Genomic DNA, 20,969 nt, shown 5'->3' with positions numbered 1-20,969 from the left:
AAAATAAAGTAAACAACAATAATGCTTTGATTAAGGTAGTTTAGCGGATAAGATTGTACTCCTTTTTTACCACCGCGGCGATGCGCTTAACAGCGGTAACCAGCTGCGCATCTACTGTTTTTACGGAGATATCGAGGATTTCGGCTACTTCTTTGTAGCTCAGGTTATCTTCTTTCACCAACTGAAAAACCAGCTTGCAGCGTGGCGGCAGGTTGTTAACTACCTGCTCTATGGTTTTTTTGAGTTCTTCGTTTATTAAAACCTGCTCGGGGGTAAGGTTATGGAAACTGATGTCTACATCGATATCATCCGAAAGTGATACGCGGCTACCCGAAATTTTCTTCAGCTCGTTTAGCGCTTTGTTTTTGGCGATAACATAGGCGTAAACCTTTACATTACTAATAGCGGTGAGCTTAGTACGATTGCTCCAGAGGGAAAAAAGAGTATCGCAGGCTATTTCCTCACCCAACTCTTTTGATTTCAGGATAGACGCAGCAAAGCATTTGAGCCGGTTGTACAACTGGTCAAACAAAAGCCGGTATGCCTGCTCATCGCTGTGCATGGCAATCCTGTAAACAATAGAATTTAGGTCAAGATGAGGCTTTTCCATAGCCCTGGGTTTATAATTGTAGACCCAAGTTAAGCAACATTTATAATTTTCCAACACAAACATTACTTTTTATTTTTTTTCTTTACTTTCCTTTACTTTCTTTCTGCTTTGATAAAGTCTCAAATCAAAAGATAAAAACTTTCTAAACCTTTACTATTTCCACCCCTTACTCTTACGTCAAAAAATTTCTAAATAATAAAAAACATAAAACCGGTATTTAAAACGTTTTGTTCTAATAACAACATTCATCCTGAAACCAGCCCGCAGTTCTGCTATTTAAACTTAAATGAGAATTGTTATGAAACCGCTAGATGATTGGAACGACCAGCCCCGTACAGACCTTTTACACGGCGAACGGCAGGAAATGAACGACGCCGAAGCCCGCACCCGCCAGTGGTATAAAGAACATGAGCAGCACTCGCCGCTGCCTGAAAAGCCCGAAACCTTTAATGCCCGGGTAAGTGATATGCTGCGCGAACATGCCAGTTGCGCTCAGCGTGTAAGATGCCTGATGGGACAAGTGCTGCTTGAGCTGGATGACAACATGACCACCCGCGATATTGATGCACTTAAATCTGAAATTAAAGCGCTGGTTGAGCAACATTTTCCCGACCGTACAGAAAATATATCTATTGTTTTGCGCGAACCTAACCAGGATGACACGGCCTTCAAAGTGTGGAAACCTGCCTAAAAACAGCCCCATGCAACAGGATGGTGGGATAAATTGGTATCATTATCTTCGTCCTGAACCAAATAATCCCAACCTGCCGTAACAGTAAAATGCTCCGGAAGGTTAGGGCCTTAAACCGAGATGAAAAAACTGATACTACTTTTTGCCGGCTTATGCCAGGCCAGCCTTTTTGCGTTTGCTGATGCTGATAAACCTTCTGCTCCGGTTGTTGCCCCTGGCACCGTTTCTGCCGGTGGCGCAGCCATAGTGTGGGATAAGCCAGATAACTACAGCAACATCACCCGCTACCATGTGCTGTTAAACGGTAAAGACATTGCTGTAACCTCAAGGTGCAATTACCGTTTTACCGGCCTTAAACCATCGGCAAGCTATACTTGCGCTGTTAAGGCCGAAAGCAAAGGAGGCAAATTATCCGCCGCAGGTACAACTGCTAAATTTAGCACTCTGCAACAGGGCAAAACATTAAACGTAGTAAATTTCGGCGCCAAGGGCGATGACGCTACCCTGAATACCAAAGCCATCCAGAAAGCGATAGATGAATGCCCAGCAGGCGGTACTGTGCTTATCCCCGCTGGCACTTTTTTGAGCGGCGCCTTATACTTGAAAAGCCACATGACCTTAGAGGTGGCCAAAGGCGGTGTACTGAAAGGCAGCACTCATGAGGCCGACTACCTGCCTTTTTACAACAACCGTTTTGAAGGCTGGGAGATGAAAACCTATGCCAGTTTGATCAATGCCGGGGTAATGAACCACAACGGCGGTTACGCTGTGGAGCAACTCTCTATCCGCGGCGAGGGCACCATTCGTGGCGGCGGCACCCCACTGGCTAAGGAGATGATTGACAAAGCCGGCTTACGCGGTCGCGGCAGACTATTTTGTTTGATGAACTGTAAGGATGTGGAACTACAAGGCCTCAACATTGAAAACTCTCCTTGCTGGACCATCCATTACATCTACAGTAAAGGCGTTACCTGTCATGATCTGAACATTGTAAGCACCGCCCATAACGGCGACGGTCTCGATCCTGACTCATCTGACGATAGCTATATTTTCAATTGTACTTTTTCTACCGGTGATGATTGCATCGCTATCAAATCGGGCAAAAACCCCGAAGGCTACACTATTGGCAAACCAACCAGAAACGTGCGCATTACCGATTGCGATTTTGTGAAGGGCCACGGCATCTCTATCGGCAGCGAAATGTCTGGCGGGGTGAGCGGTGTGCTGGTGAGAGACTGCAAAGCCGGTCCGCTGCTGCATGGTATGCAGATTAAGGGCACTAAAGACCGCGGAGGTTATGTAAAAGATGTAACCGTAATGGATTGCGCCCTGCAGCAAATCACCATCTTCTCGGCAGTAAATTACAATAACGATGGCGCCGCTGCACCGGTGTTGCCGACATTCGAGAATTTCACTTTTAAGAACATTGATCTAACCGGCGCATCAGGCAAAGAACCGGCCATTGATATCAACGGATTTAAAGATCCGCAGCATAAACTCAAGGACGCAGTCTTCGGAGGCATCAAACTGGCAGATAACGCCAAGGTTTCTGTAAAAGATGCAGAGAATGTTTCTTTTTCTGATGTGAAAACGGTGAATGGCGGAAAACCGGTTTATGATGTAAAAGATAGCGAGAAGGTACTTAATTAAATATCTACCATGTCATTGCTGTAAGGAACGAAGCAATCTCTGCACTGGACATTCGGACATGCATGCCGCTTTGCATTTACAGAGATTGCTTCGTTCCTCGCAATGACGTGATGACGCTCCCCTTCAATCCCCAATCTTCGAATACTTCTTCGTATCGCTCATAAACACATACACCAGCAGTGATACCGCAATACATCCGGTTACGTACCAGTAAAACCAACTTTCGTGGTGGTTTTGCTTAAATGATAAGCCAATATACTCTGCCGTACCACCAAATATAGACACCGCAATAGCATACGGAAAGCCTACGCCCAGCGCACGCACATGAGCCGGAAACAACTCGGCCTTAACCACCGCGTTGATAGAAGTATAGCCACTAACAATAACCAATGCCAGCATCAGCAAACAGAAAGCAGGCCAAAAGCTGTGTGTCGATGCTATGCCCGTCATAATGGGCACTGTGCCCAAGGTGCCCAGCAAACCAAAACCGATGAGCAGTGGCTTGCGACCGATCCTATCGGATAACCAGCCAAACGCAGGCTGCAGCAGCATAAACAGCACCGAAGTTAAGGTTGATATCAGCGTAGCGTCACCCTTACTAAAACCCGACGTATTGACCAGGAATTTTTGCATGTAAGTGGTAAACGTGTAGAATGCAACAGTGCCGCCCAGCGTTAAACCCACAACCAGCAACGTAGCTTTAGGGTGCTGTGCCAGCGCTTTTAACGTACCGCGTTGTTCGCTTCCCTGCTTTTTCAAATCAACCGACTCCTGCAAACTTCGGCGTAAATACATCACCGTTACGGCCAGCACCGCGCCTACCGCAAACGGAATGCGCCAGCCCCAGGCATGCAGTTGAGCTTCGGTCAGAAAAACGCGTTGCAACAGCACCAATACGCCCAGGGCCACCAGTTGCCCCATAATCAGCGTAACGTATTGAAAACTGGAGTAAAATCCACGATGTTTCTTTACGGCCATCTCGCTCAGGTAAGTAGCGCTGGTGCCGTATTCGCCGCCTACGCTTAGTCCTTGTATCACACGGGCGAATAGTAAAACGATGGGCGCAGCGACGCCAATACTGCTGTATCCTGGCACAACGGCAATCATTAATGATCCTAAACTCATCAACAGTACAGATAAAGTGAGCGCGGCTTTGCGGCCTTTTCTATCGGCATAAGTCCCCATTAACCAACCGCCTATCGGTCGCATTAAAAAACCTAACGCAAATACCAGTGCAGTGTTGATCAGCTTGGCCGTGGCATCGCCCTTAGGGAAAAAAGCATCGGCAAAATAAAGCGAAAAGGCGGTGTAAGCATACCAATCATACCACTCCACCAGATTACCCAGCGAGCCGCCGATAATAGACCAGATACGATGTGCAGGAGTTGGCTGTACAGACATAGGCAGATGATGTAAACAGTTTACCCGTTAAAAATAAGTTTTCTTTGTTAATTAAGACACCACTCGTCATCACCACCCACATCAATCAACCACTCACTATTCACTACTCACAACTCACTACTCACCAAAAAGAATGTAACTTTTTGATTAGCTCCACCCAGCAAACCCGTTATTCGCTAAATTCATGCTGAATCAAACCAATGTGCGGTAATCCAACCGCAAAAACCTTTTAAGATGAATTTTAAACCTTTTTTATGGCTCCTGCCATGTTGTGCGCTATTTACTACCATGGCACACGCTCAGGACGCCGCTAAAACCGCGGTACAGCAGTTGGTCAATACCGTTAGCCAGCAGGGCAGCGTGAAACTTACCGCAGAGCAGGAGCAACAAATGACCGATTGGCTGAAGGTCAACAGCGAGTCTGTCCGCAATGTACATCCATCTACATTTAAACCCGAAGTTTTGGTGGAGATGACCGGCAGGTTTCGGAATGCGGATAATGCAGCACCCGCCCCGGCCACTACCACTGCGAACGGCTACACCTGGCACGATGTACGTTTCGCAGAGTCGGACACGGCTCTGTACGTTTTCCTGATGGATGTACCGCAGGGTGATATGCGTATTAAAGCGTTGCACACCGCCATTAATGGCCGCATCATTGGCACTGTCAAGCTACTAGGCTCCACCGAGCGTATGTCATGGGAACAGGAAGAACGTGAGCTCTTATTAGAAAAGCCGCATGTATTGCCTAAAGACGGCGTAGTGGTGTTCAAAATAACCTGGACCACTTATTATAAAGAAAAACCGCGCGACCCAAGCATTAAAATACTGGAACCTTAATTCTTTTAATGAGTGTGTGAGGGACTTTTGAATGAGTGAATAAGAATTAGCCGTTTAATAACCAGAACTAACAATCATGAAATTGAAATATACTTTTCTTTTTATCCTGAGTTTCTTCACCGCACAAACGCTGTTAGCACAGCGGATGATGGAGAAACTAAATCGCGGCGTAGTGGCCATGCGCACCGGTGCCGATTCTGTTTATGTGGGCTGGCGCATGCTGGGCACCGAGCCGAGTGCTATCGCTTTTAACCTTTATCGTATCACAGGAAACAGTGCGCCGGCAAAATTAAATGCCAAGCCGATAACCGAAAGCACCAACTTTGTTGATGCCAAAGCAGATCTGACCAAGCCCAACACCTATCTAGTTAAAGCGGTATTAAACGGCAAAGAAGTACCGGCCGGTAAGGGTTATACCCTCCCCGCCAATGCAGCAGTGCAACAATACATGAATATTCACCTGCATACGCCGCAGGGCTATACACCCAACGATGTATCGGTAGGCGATCTGGATGGCGATGGTGAGTACGAACTGATTGTGCACATGGTGGGCCGCAGCAGAGACACTCCGTCTAACGGGGTGACCGACGCACCGATTTTCCAGGCTTATAAACTGGATGGTACTTTTTTGTGGGAGATTAACCTGGGCGTAAACATTCGCGAGGGTGCACATTATACCCAGTTTATGGTGGCCGACCTTGACGGCGATGGCATTGCCGAGTTTGCCTGCAAAACTGCCGACGGCACGAAAGATGCCAAAGGCAAGGTAATTGGCGACGGCAGCAAAAATTGGGTGAACGATCGCGGTAAAATTGGCGAGGGTCCTGAGTATTTCTCAGTTTTTAACGGCAAGACCGGACAGGTCCTAGCCACTACAGATTACATTCCAAGCCGCTACCCTACCGGTGGCTGGGGCGGTTGGGGTGGAAACGCCGGCAATGATGACAACCTGAACCGTGTAGACCGCTTTTTAGCCTGCGTAGCATACCTGGATGGTAAACTGCCAAGTGTGGTAATGTGCCGTGGATATTATGGCCGTACGGTATTGGCGGCCTGGGATTACCGCAACGGTAAACTCACCTCGCGCTGGGTGTTTGACAGTAAGGATGGCAATAACTACTTTTCATCACAAGGGAATCATAACTTAAGCGTAGCCGACGTTGATGGCGACGGTAAAGACGAAATCATCTACGGTTCAATGTGTGTGGACGATAACGGCAAAGGGCTTTACACTACCGGCCTGCGCCACGGCGATGCATTACACGTGGGCGATCTGGATCCAAGTATCCCCGGATTGGAAGTATTCGGCATCCATGAGAATGAAACTAACGAGACCGGCGCCGGTGCGGCCCTTTACAGCGCCAAAGACGGTAAAATTTTATGGGAAGGATCAATGGGGGTAGATATTGGCAGGGGCGTTGCAGAGAATATCGATGCCTCCAGTCCGGGTGCTGAGTGTTGGTGGAGTGGCTCGGGCGGGCTACGTAGCATTAAGGGCGATAAAATTGGACCAATGCCACCGTCTACCAACTTCCTGATCTGGTGGGAAGGCGATTTGACGCGCGATTTGCTGGATGGTAATCATATTGATCGATACAAACGTGGCCGGGTGTTTACGGCAGAGGGCTGCCTGTCTAACAACGGATCAAAATCAACCCCTGCCCTGGTAGCCGATCTGTTTGGCGACTGGCGCGAGGAACTGATAGAACGCACTGCGGATAACCAGAACCTGCGTATTTACACCACAACCATTCCAACCAAGCACCGCATTTACACGCTGATGCATGATCCGCAGTACCGTAACTCTATTGCCTGGCAAAATGTGGGCTACAACCAACCGCCGCACGTGGGCTTTTATATTGGTGAAGATATGAAGGAAGTGCCGAAGCCGAATATTCGCTTGGCACCATAATTTAAAGGAATTTGAGGGATTTACAGGATACCTGTTTTTAAACGCCACCACGTCATGCCGAACTTGTTTCGGCACCCCATGGGACAGGGAAACCGACAACATCACACCCGGACAAGCTTATCATATGGGGTCCCGAAACAAGTTCAGGATGACATTGGAGCACAAACAATGCCCTGTTTTCTCTGTGCTTTTTCTCTATGCTCTTTGTGGTTAATTGAATCCTGTGAATCCTAAAAATCCGTTTAATCCTGGTTTATAAAACAAAACGGCCTCCCGAAAACTCAGGAGGCCGTTTCTATTTTATGCAGAGAATAGCTGCTTATTTTACCGCATCAACAACTGCTTTGAAAGCATCTGGGTTGTTCATAGCTAAATCAGCCAGAACTTTACGGTTTAAGCCGATTTCTTTGGCATTCAGTTTACCCATCAATTGTGAGTAAGAGATACCATGCTGGCGTGCGCCGGCATTGATACGCTGAATCCACAGAGCGCGGAATTCTCTTTTCTTGGTTTTACGGTCGCGGTAAGCGTATTGTAAACCTTTTTCTACTGTGTTTTTAGCAATGGTGTAAACCTTGCTGCGTGAACCATAGTAACCTTTGGCAAGGTTCATGATTTTTTTGCGGCGGCGTCTTGAAGCTACTGCATTGACTGAACGTGGCATTTTCTTTCTTTTTTGGCGGTGGGTGCCCTGTTAAGGGAGCTTGTAATACCCGAAGGCCTGGTTAATAAAACAATTAATTACTTACCGATGCAAAGCATACGTTTAACGTTGCCCATGTCGGCATCGCTCACCAAGCTGGTGTGCGTTAAGTTACGCTTACGTTTAGTAGACATCTTGGTTAAGATGTGGCTTTTGAAAGCGTTCTTTCTTGCAATTTTACCTGTTCCAGTAAGCTTAAAACGCTTTTTTGCACTGGAATTGGTTTTCATTTTTGGCATATCAGTTATCTATTTATTTGTGTAAGACGTATCGCTACGTTTTATTTTAAATCAATTACTTCTTAGCTGCTTTAGGCGCAACCGTCAGGAACATACGTTTACCTTCCAGTTTAGGCAACTGCTCTACTTTACCAACTTCTTCTAAAGCCTGTGCAAAGCGCAACAGCAAAATCTCGCCATGCTCTTTGTAAACAATGGCACGGCCTTTAAAGTGTACGTAAGCCCTTACCTTTTCGCCTGCTTCCAAAAATTTGATGGCATGCTTCAGTTTAAATTCAAAGTCATGATCATCAGTATTCGGTCCGAAGCGGATCTCTTTGATAACCGTTTGCTTGGCATTGCTTTTAATCTCTTTGAGCTTTTTCTTCTGTTCGTAGATAAACTTGTTATAGTCTATGATACGACATACAGGAGGAACCGCGTTTGGAGAGATCTCTACCAGGTCCAACTCTTGCTCCTGAGCCATGGCCAACGCTTCTCTGAGCGAGTAAATACCCTGCTCAATATTTTCGCCCACCAAACGCACTTCCTGCGCACGGATGAACTGATTAATGTTATGCTCGGCTTCTTTCTTTTTGAAAGGCGGCCGTGGACCACGGGTAAAATTAGGTTTGTTTAATGCCAAGTTATACTGTTATTTCTTTTATTATCAGTTGTTTAAATTCATCTACCGACATGCTGCCCAAGTCGCCCTGACCGTGTTTGCGGATAGAAACCTGGCCTTCAGCCTCTTCCTTCTCGCCTACTACCAGCATGTATGGTATCTTTTTGACTTCGGCGTCGCGGATTTTCCGCCCAACTTTTTCATCCCTAAAGTCAATTAGCCCGCAAATATCGGAATCTTTTAATGAATCTGAAACTTTTTTTGCATAATCTTCATATTTTTCAGATATCGGCAAAATGATGAATTGTTCTGGCGATAACCACAGCGGGAAATTGCCTGCACAATGCTCAATCAACACCGCCACAAAGCGTTCCAGCGAGCCGAACGGCGCACGGTGAATCATTACCGGGCGGTGCTTTGCATTGTCGCTGCCGGTATACTCCAGCTCAAAGCGTTCAGGCAGGTTATAATCTACCTGGATGGTACCCAATTGCCATTTGCGGCCCAGGGCATCCTTCACCATAAAGTCCAACTTAGGGCCGTAGAATGCGGCCTCGCCCAGTTCTACCACGGTTGGCAGACCTTTTTCGGCAGCTGCTTCTTTAATAGCGTTCTCGGCCAGATCCCAGTTCTCGTCAGTACCAATGTATTTGGCTTTATTTTCAGGATCGCGCAGTGATATCTGTGCGGTAAAGTTGTCAAAACCTAAAGCACCGAACACGTAAAGTACCAGGTCAATTACCTTTTTAAACTCGTCTTTTACCTGATCTGGGCGACAGAATAAGTGGGCATCATCCTGAGTAAAGCCACGCACACGGGTTAAGCCATGCAGCTCGCCGCTTTGCTCATAACGGTATACGGTACCAAACTCGGCAAAACGCACTGGCAGGTCTTTATATGAACGTGGTTTTGATTTATAGATTTCGCAATGGTGCGGACAGTTCATCGGTTTCAGAAAGAACTCTTCGCCCTCCTGTGGTGTTTTTATCGGCTGGAAGCTGTCTTTGCCATATTTCTCATAGTGACCAGATGTTACATACAGGTTTTTATGGCCAATATGCGGGGTAATCACCTGCTCGTAGCCGGCCTTCACCTGTGCTTTCTGCAGAAAGTTTACCAGACGCTCGCGCAGGGCGGCACCTTTTGGCAACCACAATGGCAAGCCCATGCCCACTTTTTCGCTAAAAGTAAACAGTTCCAGCTCTTTACCCAATTTACGGTGATCGCGTTTTTTGGCTTCTTCGATCATGTGCAGGTAATCGCTCAACTCGCTGGCTTTAGGGAAGGTTACCGCGTAGATACGTGTTAACTGTTTGCGGGTTTCATCACCGCGCCAGTAAGCGCCAGCCACGTTCATCAACTTCACGGCTTTAATAAAGCCGGTGTTTGGAATGTGCGGACCGCGGCACAAGTCGGTAAAGTTACCCTGGGTATAGAAAGTGATAGCGCCATCAGGCAGATCTTTAATCAGATCCAGCTTGTACTCATCGCCTTTTTCAGTGAAATAATCAAGCGCATCGGCTTTGCTAACCGGTTTGCGGATGTACTCGGCCTTGGTTTTGGCCAACTCCAGCATTTTGTCTTCAATTTTCTTGAAATCGTCTTGCGAGAAAGTTACATCGCCAAAGTCAACATCGTAGTAGAAGCCTGTTTCAATGGCCGGACCGATACCAAACTTGGTGCCCGGATACAAGGCTTCCAAAGCCTCTGCCAGTAAGTGGGCTGATGAATGCCAAAAAGTTGATTTACCATCGGCATCGTTCCAGGTCAACAGTTTTACGTGCGAATCCTGCTCAATTGGGCGTGTTGCATCCCATACCTGGCCGTCTACCTCGGCAGCCAAAACATTGCGCGCTAAACCTTCTGAAATTGACAATGCGATTTGCATTGAAGTGATTCCCTTGTCGTACTGACGAACGGAACCGTCTGGGAGTGTAATGTTAATCATTTACAAACATGATTTGGAGCCTCATCCTAAATCCATCTCCAAAGGAGAAGGACTTGATAAAAGTCCCGGGTTCAAAATTTTGTTTTTTTGTTAGTCGATCACCTACGGGAGTGATCTTACAATTCGGGTGCAAAGATAGGGATTTGGATTGAGGTTATAAACCTCATGAATTGACAAACTTTAGTCTTAAATGAAGCCCAAAGTCTGTGACCTAAACACCCCCAACCTTGCCAGTCTTAACTTTAATTTAATCATCAACTCCTATCTTCGTCATCATACCACTATCACATCTTTTATGAAGAACCTCCTGTTGTTGCTGCTAACTGTCCTTGTTTTATGGGGTTGCAAGAAAGACGGTAGTTCAACCCAAACATTGGCCATTACCGGGTCATCCGCTATTGAAACATCAACTCCTCCCGAAACTGCAACATTTAACATTATCGGCACCTGGAAGGAAGATTTTGTGATAGACAAGAGCTATAAGAATGACCTGCTGATTAAGATTGATACCATGCCAAAATTGAACCTGAGAGTGACATCCTATACCGAGTTTACCGGTGACGGAAGATTCCAATCATACCGTTTGAATGGTCTTCTTAAAACCGGCATCGCAACCGGAACCTACGCCTATAACGCTTCCGGCAGCTTATTTACCCAAACCTGGGCATCAGATACCTCTACCAACAACCCCGCCAATTGGAGAGCAAATTATAATTACCCTAACTATAATTCAAATCCTGGCTCTCAATTTAAAGTAACCTCAATTAGCGACAATAGCATTGTACTGGAACTTAAGATACCTGACAACGTTTATGGCGCGTATGACGGTCCGCCTGTTACTAGCACGGGTTATACCATGTTAATCCGCAAATTGGCATTGGTTAAACGTTAACTATCATAGCTTTAGACGACGACTAACTCTCTGCTTGGATAATTGATTTTTTTGTGTATATTCACTAGAAGAACCCAATTATTTAAACTAAATAAAACAGCGTACGGCTATTGGCCGCATTTTTGTTTTATATACAGAAATTTAGCCGATGACCCTATACGGTATTAAAGCTGTAAAGTTAATTGTTGAACCTATCGAAGAGCGGTGTGTGCATTGCGATACCGTGCATACGATGGACATGCATATCTTTCAGAAATACATATCGCTAATGGGTATTCCGGTGTTTCCGGTGGGCAAAACGGGGATCTCGTTCTGTAACCACTGCAAACAGACAACCAGGCGCAAAGACATGCGTGGATCGCTAAAAAGAGTTTTTGAAAAGGTGCGCTCGCATACCCACATCCCATTCTGGACCTGGATGGGAACAGCCCTGGCAACACTCGCACTGGTACTTACGGCCTTCTACAACTGGCAATAAGTTCTACACATTTCCCCAACCGTGCGCTAATACATCGGCCAGGTGCATGCATTTTATGGGTAACTGATTTTTATCATTTTGAAAAGGTGCGCTCGCATACCCACATCCCATTCTGGACCTGGATGGGAACAGCCCTGGCAACACTCGCACTGGTACTTACGGCCTTCTACAACTGGCAATAAGTTCTACACATTTCCCCAACCGTGCGCTAATACATCGGCCAGGTGCATGCATTTTATGGGTAACTGATTTTTATCAATATACCCCTGCAAATGCAGTAGGCATGAAGCATCTGTACTAATGATATATTCGGCTCCTGCCTCCAACGCGTTATCTACTTTTTGCTGAGCCATGGCGCTTGATATGGCATCAAACTTAACGGCGAAGGTGCCGCCAAAACCGCAGCAGGTTTCATTACCTTTTAAGGGCACCAACTCCAAGCCATGTACTTTTTCTAACAGTAATTTGGCTTCGCCATGCAGGTGGCATTCGCGCAGGCCGGCGCAGCTATCATGAAATACAGCACGGCCATCAAGCTCTGCGCCGAAGTAATCAAACTTGAGGATATTGATCAGGAAATCTGAAAGCTCTATGATGTTGCCCTGTATAGTACGACACTTGTTGTGCAACATGGTATTAAGAAACAGGTCTGTATAGTAGTTACGCACCATGCCGGTGCAGGAGGCTGACGGAGTAACGATCACACTTTCTTCCGGAAAATCATTCAGAAACTTAGTGCCTATCTCTTTGGCATCGTCCCAAAAACCGGAGTTAAATGCCGGTTGCCCGCAACAGGTTTGCTCCGGGTTGTAATGTACTGTACAACCGGCCTTCTCCAACACTTTAACCGTATTCATGGCTGTATCCGGATACAACTGATCCATAAAACAGGGAATAAACAACTCAACCTTCATCTGTGTCTTCTTTTGGTGTTATACGCCGCTAAAATCAGAATTTTTGCGCAGTTTTTTCTCCGTTGCCAGCAAAGAGATCAATAAAAGCAAGCCAAGGATAAAGAAGCCGCACAGCGCCAGGGCAGAGTTGCGCATGCTGCCGGTAAACTCCTCTATAAAGGCAAAACTGGCCATCCCTCCTACTATTGCCAGTTTTTCGGTCACATCATAAAAGCTGAAATAAGAGGCCGTATCCGGAATATCCTGCGGCAAATATTTAGAGTAGGTTGAGCGCGAAAGCGACTGAATGCCCCCCATAATTAACCCCACAACTATAGCCAAACCATAAAATTGTGGTATAGTAGTAATAAAATAAGCACCCACGCAAGCGCCAATCCAAATAACCACAACACCCGCCAAAACCTTGATATTACCAAAAATGCCCGACAGGTATGACATCAGCGTAGCGCCGCCAATGGCCACCAACTGGATAATCAGGATAATCTCGATCAATCCGCTCGTCGGCATGTTCAGCACCTTGGCACCAAAACCGGCAGCCACCAGCATAATGGTTTGTACCCCCATAGAGTAGAAAAAGAAAGCCGGCAAAAAGCGCTTAAGCAAGGGCATGTGCATCACCTTCTTCCATACCTGGCCCAGTTCTATAAATCCACCTTTCAGGATACCGTATTTATTGCCTTTGCCATTAGGCTCGCCCTTGGGCAGCACCGTGAACGGAATTTGCGAAAAACCGGCCCACCACAACCCTACCAGCAGGAACGAGATTTGCGCTGCGGTACCACCGTTAATACCAAACCATTTAGGTTGTAGCACAAATACCAGGCAGATGATCTGTAAAATCACACTGCCAACGTATCCATAAGTAAACCCTTTGGCACTTACCTTGTCTTGCATATCTACCGTGGCAATTTGCGGCAGGTAGGAGTTATAAAATACAAAGCCCCCACTGTAGCCAATAGCAGCTACTGCCGAGCAGATGATGCCGAAAGAGACATTACTTTTATCGAACCAAAACAAGCAGATACAGGCAGCGGCGCCCATCCAGGTAAAGGCCTTCATAAAGTTCTTCTTGTTGCCCCGATAATCGGCAATTGACGACAGGATGGGCAGCAACAATGCCATTACCAAATAGGCAAACGCATAAGCATAGTTTGAAAGCGCCGTATTGATAAAGCTGTGCCCAAAGAAATTCACCCGGTCTCCATTAGCCGGGTTTTTGGTAACCGCCACATAATAAGCCGGAAAGATGGTTGAGGTAATTACCAGGTTATAAGCAGAGTTGGCCCAGTCAAAAAATGCCCAGGCCCTAATGGTTTTAGGGTTGTTCTTATTTTCCATAAGGTGTTTAAAAGTAGGTATTTTTTGGAAGATGCAAAAAGGAGACGAACGCCGTGTCATCATTGTTGTTCAAACTGCATTTGTCGTACAAAAGTTAATTCACACCTCCCACATTTTGAAATCACATTAAATTATTATTACCTTTCGATTGATATATAATCCGGGGTTTTGACTTTAAAAATCCTGTATCAAACTTTGTGGTTGATAAAACTCTGCTAAAACTAAAAATGTCTCGCTTTAGAAACGTCATGGCTGCTATTGTTTTGCTGCTTGCAATAAGCACTATGACATTGATGCCGGTTGTGCGGTCATTTTATGGCGAAGGCGCTACCCGCCACATCCACATTTCTACTAGTCAAGCCAGTTCATCCCAACACTATTTAGGGCGCTATGTGCGCAACATGAGTTGGAGTATTATTAAGTACCGGCAACTGGCTATGCCATATCTGGGCGAAATAAAACTGCAGCCTACTTTTATTGTACTGTTTCTATGTTCGCTGCTATCATTCATCGCATCGATCCATAAACGGGTTGCTTATGTGCATCCGCTTTTTAAAAACAAACCCCTGCTCAACGGGCCTGCATACCTGCAACACTGCCTGCTGCTGATCTGATTTTTTTCTTCTCCATCCATTTTAGCGCCATTTACTGTGCGCTTTTAGTTAATTAATTTTTTTTTCTGTTGCGTAGTTGCGCAACCTCACTTCATGGCTGTGCAATTGATCGGGATACTTAATGCGATCGACAGATTTAAGTTGCCAGCGGAAAAAGATAAAAAAGAGCCATCACAGAATCCCCTATAATAGCTTGTAAATGAGTTACCATAATCGTACCCCGTTCCAATCATTTGGAGAATTTATTCAGCATAACCGTAAAAAATTACGGCTGTCACAAACCGCACTGGCGCTGATGCTGGAGATTGACCGCGCCCACCTGAGCCGTATTGAATGCGGCATCAAACAGCTGAATGCAGAAAAGCTGGAACCGCTCTCTCGCATTTTTAAACTGAAACTTGCCGAGGTGCAACGTGAGTTTTACAGCGACCTGATTGTGAGCGAAATTTTGCGTAATAACTGCCCTGAGTCTGTACTGGAAACGGCCCGGGCCAAAGTGAAGTATCTGAAGGCTATCCATAAGTAGTACCACATAAATCAACAATTAATGTTATAGCGATGGGTTTTCAACACATCGCTATTTTTTTGAAATACTATTACGTCATTCAATCTCTGCAAAAAATAATCGGTCATGCTTGTCGAGTGTGTAGCGTTTCGGCATAAACACCCGTAATAAATAGTAAATCAATTCATTATGAAACCCATCACCAAATCAATCTTAGCGCTTTTACTTTTATTACAACTGGCAGCCTGTGGCAAAAAATCCGAACAAGCAGACGGCCCATTAACAGATTGCCCCGCCACTGCCGGCTGCCAATACTCGTTTTATGATACCCCGGTAGCCTATGTTACTACCAGTCCGCAGCTCAATCCTGGTTTGCTTACCTTTCTATACCAGCAAAATTATGTGAGCCCCTGCGGGCTCCAAAACAGGCTTTACTTTAACATTAATACCACAGCTGATAATTTTGAACTGGGCGACGCCGACGTAACAAGCCGCACTAGCTATAACACCGTTTGCCCTTGCTGCGATGTTGTTTCTGTTAAAGCCCTATCAGGCCACATTAGCGGCAAAAAGATCAATAATGATAAATGGCTGATAGATGGCAACGTGGTACTGGCCACAACCTTCAACAACAAGCCTATTGATACTATTATTGTAAGGCAATACTTTTTAAGGAAACAATAGCGTTATAAAAGGGAAGCTAAAGGTTTTTCGCTTCCAATTCTTTAATGAAATAAGCAACAAACGGGGCCGGCAAAATTTGTCGGCCCCGTTTTTATTTGGTGGATCTTTTAAAGATGAGGGCCGGGAATGTGCGATTTCCCTCCCTGGGGAGAGTAATAGCCCAGCAAAAGGCAGATTTCACCAAACGTTCCGCTGGAACGTGAAAAACGAGCGTCTATAATGCTACCGACGAGACGTTCCGCTGGAACGAAGCTGCGTTTTCGTCCCGGAGGGACGTTTGGTTGGTAGAAAAATGGCACAAATAAAAGCACGTTCCAGCGGAACGTTTGGTGTCAATAAAATACTGCCTTTTTGTGGGCTATTACCCTCGGGAGGGTGTAGGGAGGGGTTTAACAAAGTGGCTAAACCCCTCCCTGCCGTCACACTTGCCCTACACGCCCCTCCCCTCGGGAGGGATTTGACAAGTGTTTGAATGCTTATGGTCCCAAACCCGTCATACCCTTCAATAGGGCTTACTTCGACGTCTTCTTACTCTCGGTATTTATCTTTTTAATTTTCTGAAAAATCCCTTCGGCATTTTCGTCAGAAAGCAGAATGTTGTAATCATTCCAGAATGATGAACTGATGCTGCTATCATGTTCGTTAATACTTTCAAACCTGCCCATTTTACCGCTCAGGCTTTCTTTGGCCACCGTATCAACCGAAGTTACCTGGTAATTAAACCTGATATGTGGTTTAAGGTGAAAGCTTGACGCAGAATCTGTTATAGCGAGCGTGTTCTCTGTGTTTACCTTGGCCAGAACCCATGATTTACCCACCTGCTGATAGTTCACCTCAACATGATCTTGCTTTACCGTAACATCGCAAGCCATCTTTTTGGTAAGCGCCTGCGCTATCAGACTACCGGGAACTAGGTAATTGGCAGCCGACAGATTTAAGCCATAATCAAACCCAATGAAGGCATAACTCTTTGTATCTATATAGATCTTACCGTGATAAGTGGCGTCCTCTACCCCTTTTTTTCCTTTAAAGTTGATCTGAAAAGCACGATAGCCTTGATAGTCTACCACACCCTGTACCTCAAAATCATGATGCTGAATACCTTCTTCATTCAGAAAGCCTACCGAGAACAGGTGATTGATCACGTCATCAGCAAAAATAGAGTTGGGTTTTTGTCCAACTTCTAAGAACTCCATATCCCGATCGTTCTTGGCGTTACGGGCTTTGATCAGCCTGAAAACATCGGCGCGTTTATCGGCATAGCCAAAGTTATATACATCAAACACCGCTTCTGATAGTTGCAACGGAATGGTATCGGTATAACTATACATCCGGTAAAACCCACGCAAAATATGCGGATGATTGATATAGTTTTCCGGAATACGGCTCAACGCCTTAGCCAGTATTTTGTGCGCATCATAAAAAGTGATGGTCACCTCTTTTAAATCGGTAGCACTTTTTTCCAGGGAAAGATTAAGGTGCTGGCCATCCTTCAAACTATTGGCAGGCAGCTGACGGGTTTTATAACCAATGCATGAGATGCGCAAAGTATCATTCAAATTAGTCAGCGGTATAAACAGCAAAAACTCGCCTGAGGCATTGGTAGATGTGCCCACCCCTTTTTTATCAATGGTAATGGTAACCTGGCGAATTGGCTGCCCATCATCAGCCGCGCTGACTTTACCGCTTATTTTGATGGTACGTTGCGTTTGCGCGTTAGCTATTGCGCAAAAACACAACATTGCCATAAAAACAAAAAAGCGAAGGGTTATGACAGATTTCCTACTGAGGACCAATGATGACATGAGTGTAAGGTTAATTTTTTATGGTTAGAAAATATCTGGAACGTGATACCTCGTTTAAGCCCTCAAATTAGTAAGCTTTACCCAAGTACCGAAACGGAATAGACCATTACGTTAAAATAAGCGACAAGCGCCCTTTTTTTTGCGATGATATCGATTGCTTTTTTTTGCGATGTCATAACTATACGCCACAGGTTGTATTTTTAGCCGAACCAAATTATACACCTTAAATCCATTACGTAACCTATGTTCAGATTAAAACTATCTGCAAGTCTTTTAACGGGACTTATCCTGTCTGTCAGCACCTTGCATGCCCAGGTAAAAGCCCCCATTATGGGCTGGAGCAGTTGGAACAACTTCCGTGTTAATATTGATGAGAAAATGCTGCGGGAACAGGCCGATGCCATGGTTTCATCGGGCTTATATGCTGCAGGCTATCGCTTTGTTAATATTGACGATGGCTATTTTGGCGGTCGCGATAAAGACGGCAAACTGCTGGTAAACACCGCCAAGTTTCCTTCGGGCATGAAGGCACTGGCCGATTACATCCATAGCAAAAAGTTAAAAGCAGGCATTTATACCGATGCCGGCAACAATACCTGCGGCTCTTATTATGACAAGGATCCTAACGGCACCGGCTCGGGCATTTACGGGCATATTGACCAGGATTGCAACCTGTTTTTTAAAGAATGGGGCTTTGACTTTTTAAAGGTAGACTGGTGCGGCGGCGAACGCATGAAACTGGACGAACAAACCGCATACACCCCAATTATAAAAGCGGTAAAAGCTATTGACACCAACATTGTTTTTAACATTTGCCGCTGGCAGTTCCCGGGTGAATGGGCCATTAAACAGGCCGACTCATGGCGGGTATCGGGTGATATTTCGGCCAAGTTTTCTTCCATCCTGCACATCATCGATCTGGATGCCGATCTGTACAAATATGCATCGCCCGGGCATTATAATGATATGGATATGCTGCAAGTGGGCCGCGGCATGAGTTATGATGAAGATAAAACTCATTTCTCTATGTGGTGTATGCTCAATTCACCTCTGCTGGCCGGCAATGATCTGCGCAGCATGAGTCGCCAAACTATTGATATACTGACTAACAAGGAACTGATTGCCCTTAACCAGGATAAGGCTTTTAAACAGGCCACCCGGGTTTTAAAAGATGCCAATATAGAAATTTGGGTAAAACAACTGGCCGGCAAAAACGCCAAAGCAATAGCCATTATGAACCGTGGTGATAACGATGCCACTTATGACTTTTCTGCCGATAAAGCGGGCCTCAGCAATAACACAGAGCTGCGCGATTTATGGCTGCATAAAAAACTGGGTAAAGCAGGCGCGTTACGCAGGTTTGATATCCCTAAGCATGGTATAATAGTATTGAAGACCGTTTAATATCGTATCCCGTTTCAAACAAGAGAGGCGCTTTAATCAAAGCGCCTCTCTTGTATTTATAGCTTATTGCAGATGATACTGCTCATCTGTCACATGCTCCAGCCAGTCAACCGGCGAGCCGTTTTGTTTTTCCTGCACGGCAATGTGGCTCATAGCAGTGGTAGCGGTGGCACCGTGCCAGTGTTTCTCGTCCGGTTCAAACCACACCACATCACCTGGGTGAATCTCTTGCACCGGGCCGCCCTCGCGTTGTACCCAACCGCAACCCGAGGTTACAATAAGCGTTTGACCTAGTGGATGTGTGTGCCAGGCCGTACGTGCCCCCGGCTCAAACGTAACCAGGGCCATAGCCACACGAGCCGGATCTGGCGGCGAATTAAGCGGATCAATCCGTACTGAACCTGTAAAATATTCTGCGGGGCCATTGCCTGAAGCCTGTGTGCCAATGCGTTTAATTTCCATAGTGTTGATGTTTACTTACCATTCTAAGCTAAACAATTGTTTGCTTAAATGTGTGCAAGATGTTTATTGAAATGAACCTTTACCGGTACCATAATTCGCTTTGCCGGTTGTATATATTTTGCTTTCTTAGCGCAAGCTTACATCATGACAGATATTGGCAAATACCTCATTGTTATTGGCGGCGTTGTACTGCTGGCCGGTATCATTTTCTATTTCTTCGGTAACAACCTGAAATGGATTGGCCACCTGCCCGGCGACATCCGCATCGAGCGCGAAAATTTTAACTTTTACTTCCCGCTAACCACGCTAATACTTCTTAACCTGCTGATCTTTTTGATTTCGAAGATTGTGCAGTGGTTGAAATAAAAGGCGGACAATAAAAGGCAACAAATAAGAAAGCTGTCATCCCGACCAACGGGAGAGATCTTTTCGGAACGAACCTGTTGGGATACATAATCGAAAAGATCCTTCACTATTGTTCAGGATGACAGCTTGAGGTTATACTGATTTTATTACTTTTTAGCAGCCAGCATGGCAGTAACCACCGGCTCAATTAGCTTGCGCGATGCAGTAGCATCCAGGTGCAGGCCGTCGGCGGTTTGGCTTTCAATATCCAGGCCTTCAATTTTTAGTCCGTTTACAAACAGGCAATGGTATTTTTTGGCAATTTTCTCAAAGGCAATGCTCATGGCTTTTACCCTTGCGCTGCCACCCGCATATTTCTCGGTTCCTTCAGCTTTACTGCCATAGGGAGTTGGCGAAATGATGACAATCTTAGCATGATTGATTACGCTATAGATGCTACCTTGGATGGTTTTAATCAGCTTCTCGTAATTAGCCGGTACTTCACTTTGCTTATCGGCAAATACGGCTTTACCGTCGTTAGTGCCCAGGTCAATTACCACAAAATCATAAGGTTTATCTCCGGTATGCTCGGCGGCTTTTTTCAGGCTCTCGTCAATAATCATCAGAGCATTCAGCGTGGTGTCGCCATTGTTCACAAAACCAACGGTACGGCCAGATTTACTGATGTTAAACACCTCTGAATTTGGCAGCGCCAGTTTAATTTGCACCGGCCAGCTATGCGGGAACGAACCGTTGCTATCGCCCAGGGTTAAGATGTTCAGCTTTTTATCAGACATCGGTGTACTTTGCGCAAAGGCGGTTGTACTGGTTAACATGGCTACGCCAATAAAGCATTTAATAAGGGATTTGATCATAACTGTATAGGTATAAATGGGATGGAGATATCTCGCGATAAATATAACGCTCCAT

General features: G+C 45.7%; 22 protein-coding genes. 11 read left to right on the top strand and 11 right to left on the bottom strand.

Going from position 1 to position 20,969, the window contains the following annotated elements:
- Window positions 1-40: 40 nt before the first annotated feature.
- Entirely contained in the window at window positions 41-610 is a 570-nt protein-coding gene (locus ABZR88_RS05970; RefSeq protein WP_170113588.1) for an RNA polymerase sigma factor, read from the bottom strand.
- A gap of 298 nt (window positions 611-908) precedes the next feature.
- Here ABZR88_RS05970 and ABZR88_RS05965 point away from each other — a divergent pair, with 298 nt between their 5' ends.
- Window positions 909-1,301, top strand: a complete 393-nt coding sequence (locus tag ABZR88_RS05965; RefSeq protein ID WP_107828327.1) for a hypothetical protein — start codon at window positions 909-911, stop codon at window positions 1,299-1,301.
- A 120-nt stretch (window positions 1,302-1,421) separates the two neighbouring features.
- Window positions 1,422-2,951 carry a glycosyl hydrolase family 28 protein gene (locus ABZR88_RS05960; protein WP_107828328.1) on the top strand — a complete coding sequence of 510 codons (1,530 nt, stop codon included), beginning with the start codon at window positions 1,422-1,424 and terminating at the stop codon, window positions 2,949-2,951.
- Window positions 2,952-3,074: 123 nt separating this feature from the next.
- Here ABZR88_RS05960 and ABZR88_RS05955 read toward each other — a convergent pair whose 3' ends face one another.
- Window positions 3,075-4,352, bottom strand: coding sequence for an MFS transporter (locus ABZR88_RS05955; protein ID WP_107828329.1), 1,278 nt, complete (start codon window positions 4,350-4,352; stop codon window positions 3,075-3,077).
- A gap of 288 nt (window positions 4,353-4,640) precedes the next feature.
- Between ABZR88_RS05955 and ABZR88_RS05950 the strand changes: the two genes are divergently transcribed.
- Both ABZR88_RS05950 and ABZR88_RS05945 read left to right on the top strand, forming a co-directional pair.
- Complete coding sequence (locus tag ABZR88_RS05950) at window positions 4,641-5,192, top strand: hypothetical protein (RefSeq protein WP_107828330.1); 552 nt, start codon at window positions 4,641-4,643, stop codon at window positions 5,190-5,192.
- A gap of 76 nt (window positions 5,193-5,268) precedes the next feature.
- Window positions 5,269-7,104 (top strand): rhamnogalacturonan lyase, encoded by a 1,836-nt coding sequence (locus tag ABZR88_RS05945; RefSeq protein ID WP_107828331.1) that lies wholly within the window; start codon window positions 5,269-5,271, stop codon window positions 7,102-7,104.
- A gap of 319 nt (window positions 7,105-7,423) precedes the next feature.
- On the opposite strand, the gene rplT is transcribed toward ABZR88_RS05945, so the two are convergent.
- From rplT to thrS, 4 genes are all read right to left on the bottom strand, one after another.
- Window positions 7,424-7,768 carry a 50S ribosomal protein L20 gene (rplT, locus tag ABZR88_RS05940; protein WP_107828332.1) on the bottom strand — a complete coding sequence of 115 codons (345 nt, stop codon included), beginning with the start codon at window positions 7,766-7,768 and terminating at the stop codon, window positions 7,424-7,426.
- 77 nt (window positions 7,769-7,845) lie between these two features.
- The gene (gene rpmI, locus ABZR88_RS05935; RefSeq protein WP_107828333.1) at window positions 7,846-8,046 is read right to left on the bottom strand and encodes a 50S ribosomal protein L35; all 201 of its coding nucleotides are present in this window, start codon (window positions 8,044-8,046) and stop codon (window positions 7,846-7,848) included.
- Between the two features lie 55 nt (window positions 8,047-8,101).
- Window positions 8,102-8,671, bottom strand: coding sequence for a translation initiation factor IF-3 (gene infC, locus ABZR88_RS05930; protein WP_107828334.1), 570 nt, complete (start codon window positions 8,669-8,671; stop codon window positions 8,102-8,104).
- A gap of 1 nt (window position 8,672) precedes the next feature.
- Complete coding sequence (thrS, locus tag ABZR88_RS05925; protein ID WP_107828335.1) at window positions 8,673-10,598, bottom strand: threonine--tRNA ligase; 1,926 nt, start codon at window positions 10,596-10,598, stop codon at window positions 8,673-8,675.
- A 295-nt stretch (window positions 10,599-10,893) separates the two neighbouring features.
- Here thrS and ABZR88_RS05920 point away from each other — a divergent pair, with 295 nt between their 5' ends.
- Both ABZR88_RS05920 and ABZR88_RS05915 read left to right on the top strand, forming a co-directional pair.
- Window positions 10,894-11,490 carry a hypothetical protein gene (locus ABZR88_RS05920; RefSeq protein WP_107828336.1) on the top strand — a complete coding sequence of 199 codons (597 nt, stop codon included), beginning with the start codon at window positions 10,894-10,896 and terminating at the stop codon, window positions 11,488-11,490.
- 148 nt (window positions 11,491-11,638) lie between these two features.
- Complete coding sequence (locus tag ABZR88_RS05915) at window positions 11,639-11,968, top strand: hypothetical protein (RefSeq protein ID WP_107828337.1); 330 nt, start codon at window positions 11,639-11,641, stop codon at window positions 11,966-11,968.
- 185 nt (window positions 11,969-12,153) lie between these two features.
- Here ABZR88_RS05915 and ABZR88_RS05910 read toward each other — a convergent pair whose 3' ends face one another.
- Both ABZR88_RS05910 and ABZR88_RS05905 read right to left on the bottom strand, forming a co-directional pair.
- Window positions 12,154-12,882, bottom strand: a complete 729-nt coding sequence (locus tag ABZR88_RS05910) for a (Fe-S)-binding protein (RefSeq protein WP_107828338.1) — start codon at window positions 12,880-12,882, stop codon at window positions 12,154-12,156.
- An 18-nt stretch (window positions 12,883-12,900) separates the two neighbouring features.
- Window positions 12,901-14,220, bottom strand: coding sequence for an MFS transporter (locus ABZR88_RS05905; protein WP_107828339.1), 1,320 nt, complete (start codon window positions 14,218-14,220; stop codon window positions 12,901-12,903).
- A 227-nt stretch (window positions 14,221-14,447) separates the two neighbouring features.
- Between ABZR88_RS05905 and ABZR88_RS05900 the strand changes: the two genes are divergently transcribed.
- The 3 genes from ABZR88_RS05900 (at window position 14,448) to ABZR88_RS05890 (ending at window position 16,023) form a co-directional block, all read left to right on the top strand.
- Window positions 14,448-14,834 carry a hypothetical protein gene (locus ABZR88_RS05900; RefSeq protein WP_146166518.1) on the top strand — a complete coding sequence of 129 codons (387 nt, stop codon included), beginning with the start codon at window positions 14,448-14,450 and terminating at the stop codon, window positions 14,832-14,834.
- Window positions 14,835-15,033: 199 nt separating this feature from the next.
- The gene (locus tag ABZR88_RS05895) at window positions 15,034-15,360 is read left to right on the top strand and encodes a helix-turn-helix domain-containing protein (protein ID WP_107828341.1); all 327 of its coding nucleotides are present in this window, start codon (window positions 15,034-15,036) and stop codon (window positions 15,358-15,360) included.
- Window positions 15,361-15,528: 168 nt separating this feature from the next.
- Window positions 15,529-16,023, top strand: coding sequence for a hypothetical protein (locus tag ABZR88_RS05890; protein WP_107828342.1), 495 nt, complete (start codon window positions 15,529-15,531; stop codon window positions 16,021-16,023).
- A 512-nt stretch (window positions 16,024-16,535) separates the two neighbouring features.
- On the opposite strand, the gene ABZR88_RS05885 is transcribed toward ABZR88_RS05890, so the two are convergent.
- A complete protein-coding gene (locus tag ABZR88_RS05885) occupies window positions 16,536-17,771 on the bottom strand; it encodes a carboxypeptidase-like regulatory domain-containing protein (RefSeq protein ID WP_369434706.1) in 1,236 nt (411 codons plus the stop codon).
- Between the two features lie 300 nt (window positions 17,772-18,071).
- Between ABZR88_RS05885 and ABZR88_RS05880 the strand changes: the two genes are divergently transcribed.
- Window positions 18,072-19,232, top strand: a complete 1,161-nt coding sequence (locus ABZR88_RS05880; protein WP_107828344.1) for a glycoside hydrolase family 27 protein — start codon at window positions 18,072-18,074, stop codon at window positions 19,230-19,232.
- A 63-nt stretch (window positions 19,233-19,295) separates the two neighbouring features.
- Here ABZR88_RS05880 and ABZR88_RS05875 read toward each other — a convergent pair whose 3' ends face one another.
- Window positions 19,296-19,694, bottom strand: coding sequence for a cupin domain-containing protein (locus ABZR88_RS05875; RefSeq protein WP_107828345.1), 399 nt, complete (start codon window positions 19,692-19,694; stop codon window positions 19,296-19,298).
- A gap of 144 nt (window positions 19,695-19,838) precedes the next feature.
- Here ABZR88_RS05875 and ABZR88_RS05870 point away from each other — a divergent pair, with 144 nt between their 5' ends.
- Window positions 19,839-20,060 carry a DUF2905 domain-containing protein gene (locus ABZR88_RS05870; RefSeq protein WP_107828346.1) on the top strand — a complete coding sequence of 74 codons (222 nt, stop codon included), beginning with the start codon at window positions 19,839-19,841 and terminating at the stop codon, window positions 20,058-20,060.
- Window positions 20,061-20,206: 146 nt separating this feature from the next.
- Here the strand turns inward: ABZR88_RS05870 and ABZR88_RS05865 are convergent, their stop codons facing one another.
- Window positions 20,207-20,914 (bottom strand): GDSL-type esterase/lipase family protein, encoded by a 708-nt coding sequence (locus tag ABZR88_RS05865; RefSeq protein WP_107828347.1) that lies wholly within the window; start codon window positions 20,912-20,914, stop codon window positions 20,207-20,209.
- Window positions 20,915-20,969: the final 55 nt, after the last annotated feature.

The organism is Mucilaginibacter yixingensis (assembly GCF_041080815.1).
Lineage (GTDB): Bacteria > Bacteroidota > Bacteroidia > Sphingobacteriales > Sphingobacteriaceae > Mucilaginibacter > Mucilaginibacter yixingensis.
The sequence above is the reverse complement of the archived record's forward strand: the minus strand, read 5'-3'. Positions and strand labels throughout refer to the sequence as shown.

Excerpts from the sequence above, each read along its gene's own strand:
- ABZR88_RS05970 (WP_170113588.1), bottom strand. The coding sequence starts at position 610 with ATGGAAAAGCCTCATCTTGACCTAAATTCTATTGTTTACAGGATTGCC.
- ABZR88_RS05965 (WP_107828327.1), top strand. The coding sequence starts at position 909 with ATGAAACCGCTAGATGATTGGAACGACCAGCCCCGTACAGACCTTTTA.
- ABZR88_RS05960 (WP_107828328.1), top strand. The coding sequence starts at position 1,422 with ATGAAAAAACTGATACTACTTTTTGCCGGCTTATGCCAGGCCAGCCTT.
- ABZR88_RS05955 (WP_107828329.1), bottom strand. The coding sequence starts at position 4,352 with ATGTCTGTACAGCCAACTCCTGCACATCGTATCTGGTCTATTATCGGC.
- ABZR88_RS05950 (WP_107828330.1), top strand. The coding sequence starts at position 4,641 with ATGGCACACGCTCAGGACGCCGCTAAAACCGCGGTACAGCAGTTGGTC.
- ABZR88_RS05945 (WP_107828331.1), top strand. The coding sequence starts at position 5,269 with ATGAAATTGAAATATACTTTTCTTTTTATCCTGAGTTTCTTCACCGCA.
- rplT (WP_107828332.1), bottom strand. The coding sequence starts at position 7,768 with ATGCCACGTTCAGTCAATGCAGTAGCTTCAAGACGCCGCCGCAAAAAA.
- rpmI (WP_107828333.1), bottom strand. The coding sequence starts at position 8,046 with ATGCCAAAAATGAAAACCAATTCCAGTGCAAAAAAGCGTTTTAAGCTT.
- thrS (WP_107828335.1), bottom strand. The coding sequence starts at position 10,598 with ATGATTAACATTACACTCCCAGACGGTTCCGTTCGTCAGTACGACAAG.
- ABZR88_RS05920 (WP_107828336.1), top strand. The coding sequence starts at position 10,894 with ATGAAGAACCTCCTGTTGTTGCTGCTAACTGTCCTTGTTTTATGGGGT.
- ABZR88_RS05915 (WP_107828337.1), top strand. The coding sequence starts at position 11,639 with ATGACCCTATACGGTATTAAAGCTGTAAAGTTAATTGTTGAACCTATC.
- ABZR88_RS05910 (WP_107828338.1), bottom strand. The coding sequence starts at position 12,882 with ATGAAGGTTGAGTTGTTTATTCCCTGTTTTATGGATCAGTTGTATCCG.
- ABZR88_RS05905 (WP_107828339.1), bottom strand. The coding sequence starts at position 14,220 with ATGGAAAATAAGAACAACCCTAAAACCATTAGGGCCTGGGCATTTTTT.
- ABZR88_RS05900 (WP_146166518.1), top strand. The coding sequence starts at position 14,448 with ATGTCTCGCTTTAGAAACGTCATGGCTGCTATTGTTTTGCTGCTTGCA.
- ABZR88_RS05895 (WP_107828341.1), top strand. The coding sequence starts at position 15,034 with ATGAGTTACCATAATCGTACCCCGTTCCAATCATTTGGAGAATTTATT.
- ABZR88_RS05890 (WP_107828342.1), top strand. The coding sequence starts at position 15,529 with ATGAAACCCATCACCAAATCAATCTTAGCGCTTTTACTTTTATTACAA.
- ABZR88_RS05885 (WP_369434706.1), bottom strand. The coding sequence starts at position 17,771 with ATGGCAATGTTGTGTTTTTGCGCAATAGCTAACGCGCAAACGCAACGT.
- ABZR88_RS05880 (WP_107828344.1), top strand. The coding sequence starts at position 18,072 with ATGTTCAGATTAAAACTATCTGCAAGTCTTTTAACGGGACTTATCCTG.
- ABZR88_RS05875 (WP_107828345.1), bottom strand. The coding sequence starts at position 19,694 with ATGGAAATTAAACGCATTGGCACACAGGCTTCAGGCAATGGCCCCGCA.
- ABZR88_RS05870 (WP_107828346.1), top strand. The coding sequence starts at position 19,839 with ATGACAGATATTGGCAAATACCTCATTGTTATTGGCGGCGTTGTACTG.
- ABZR88_RS05865 (WP_107828347.1), bottom strand. The coding sequence starts at position 20,914 with ATGATCAAATCCCTTATTAAATGCTTTATTGGCGTAGCCATGTTAACC.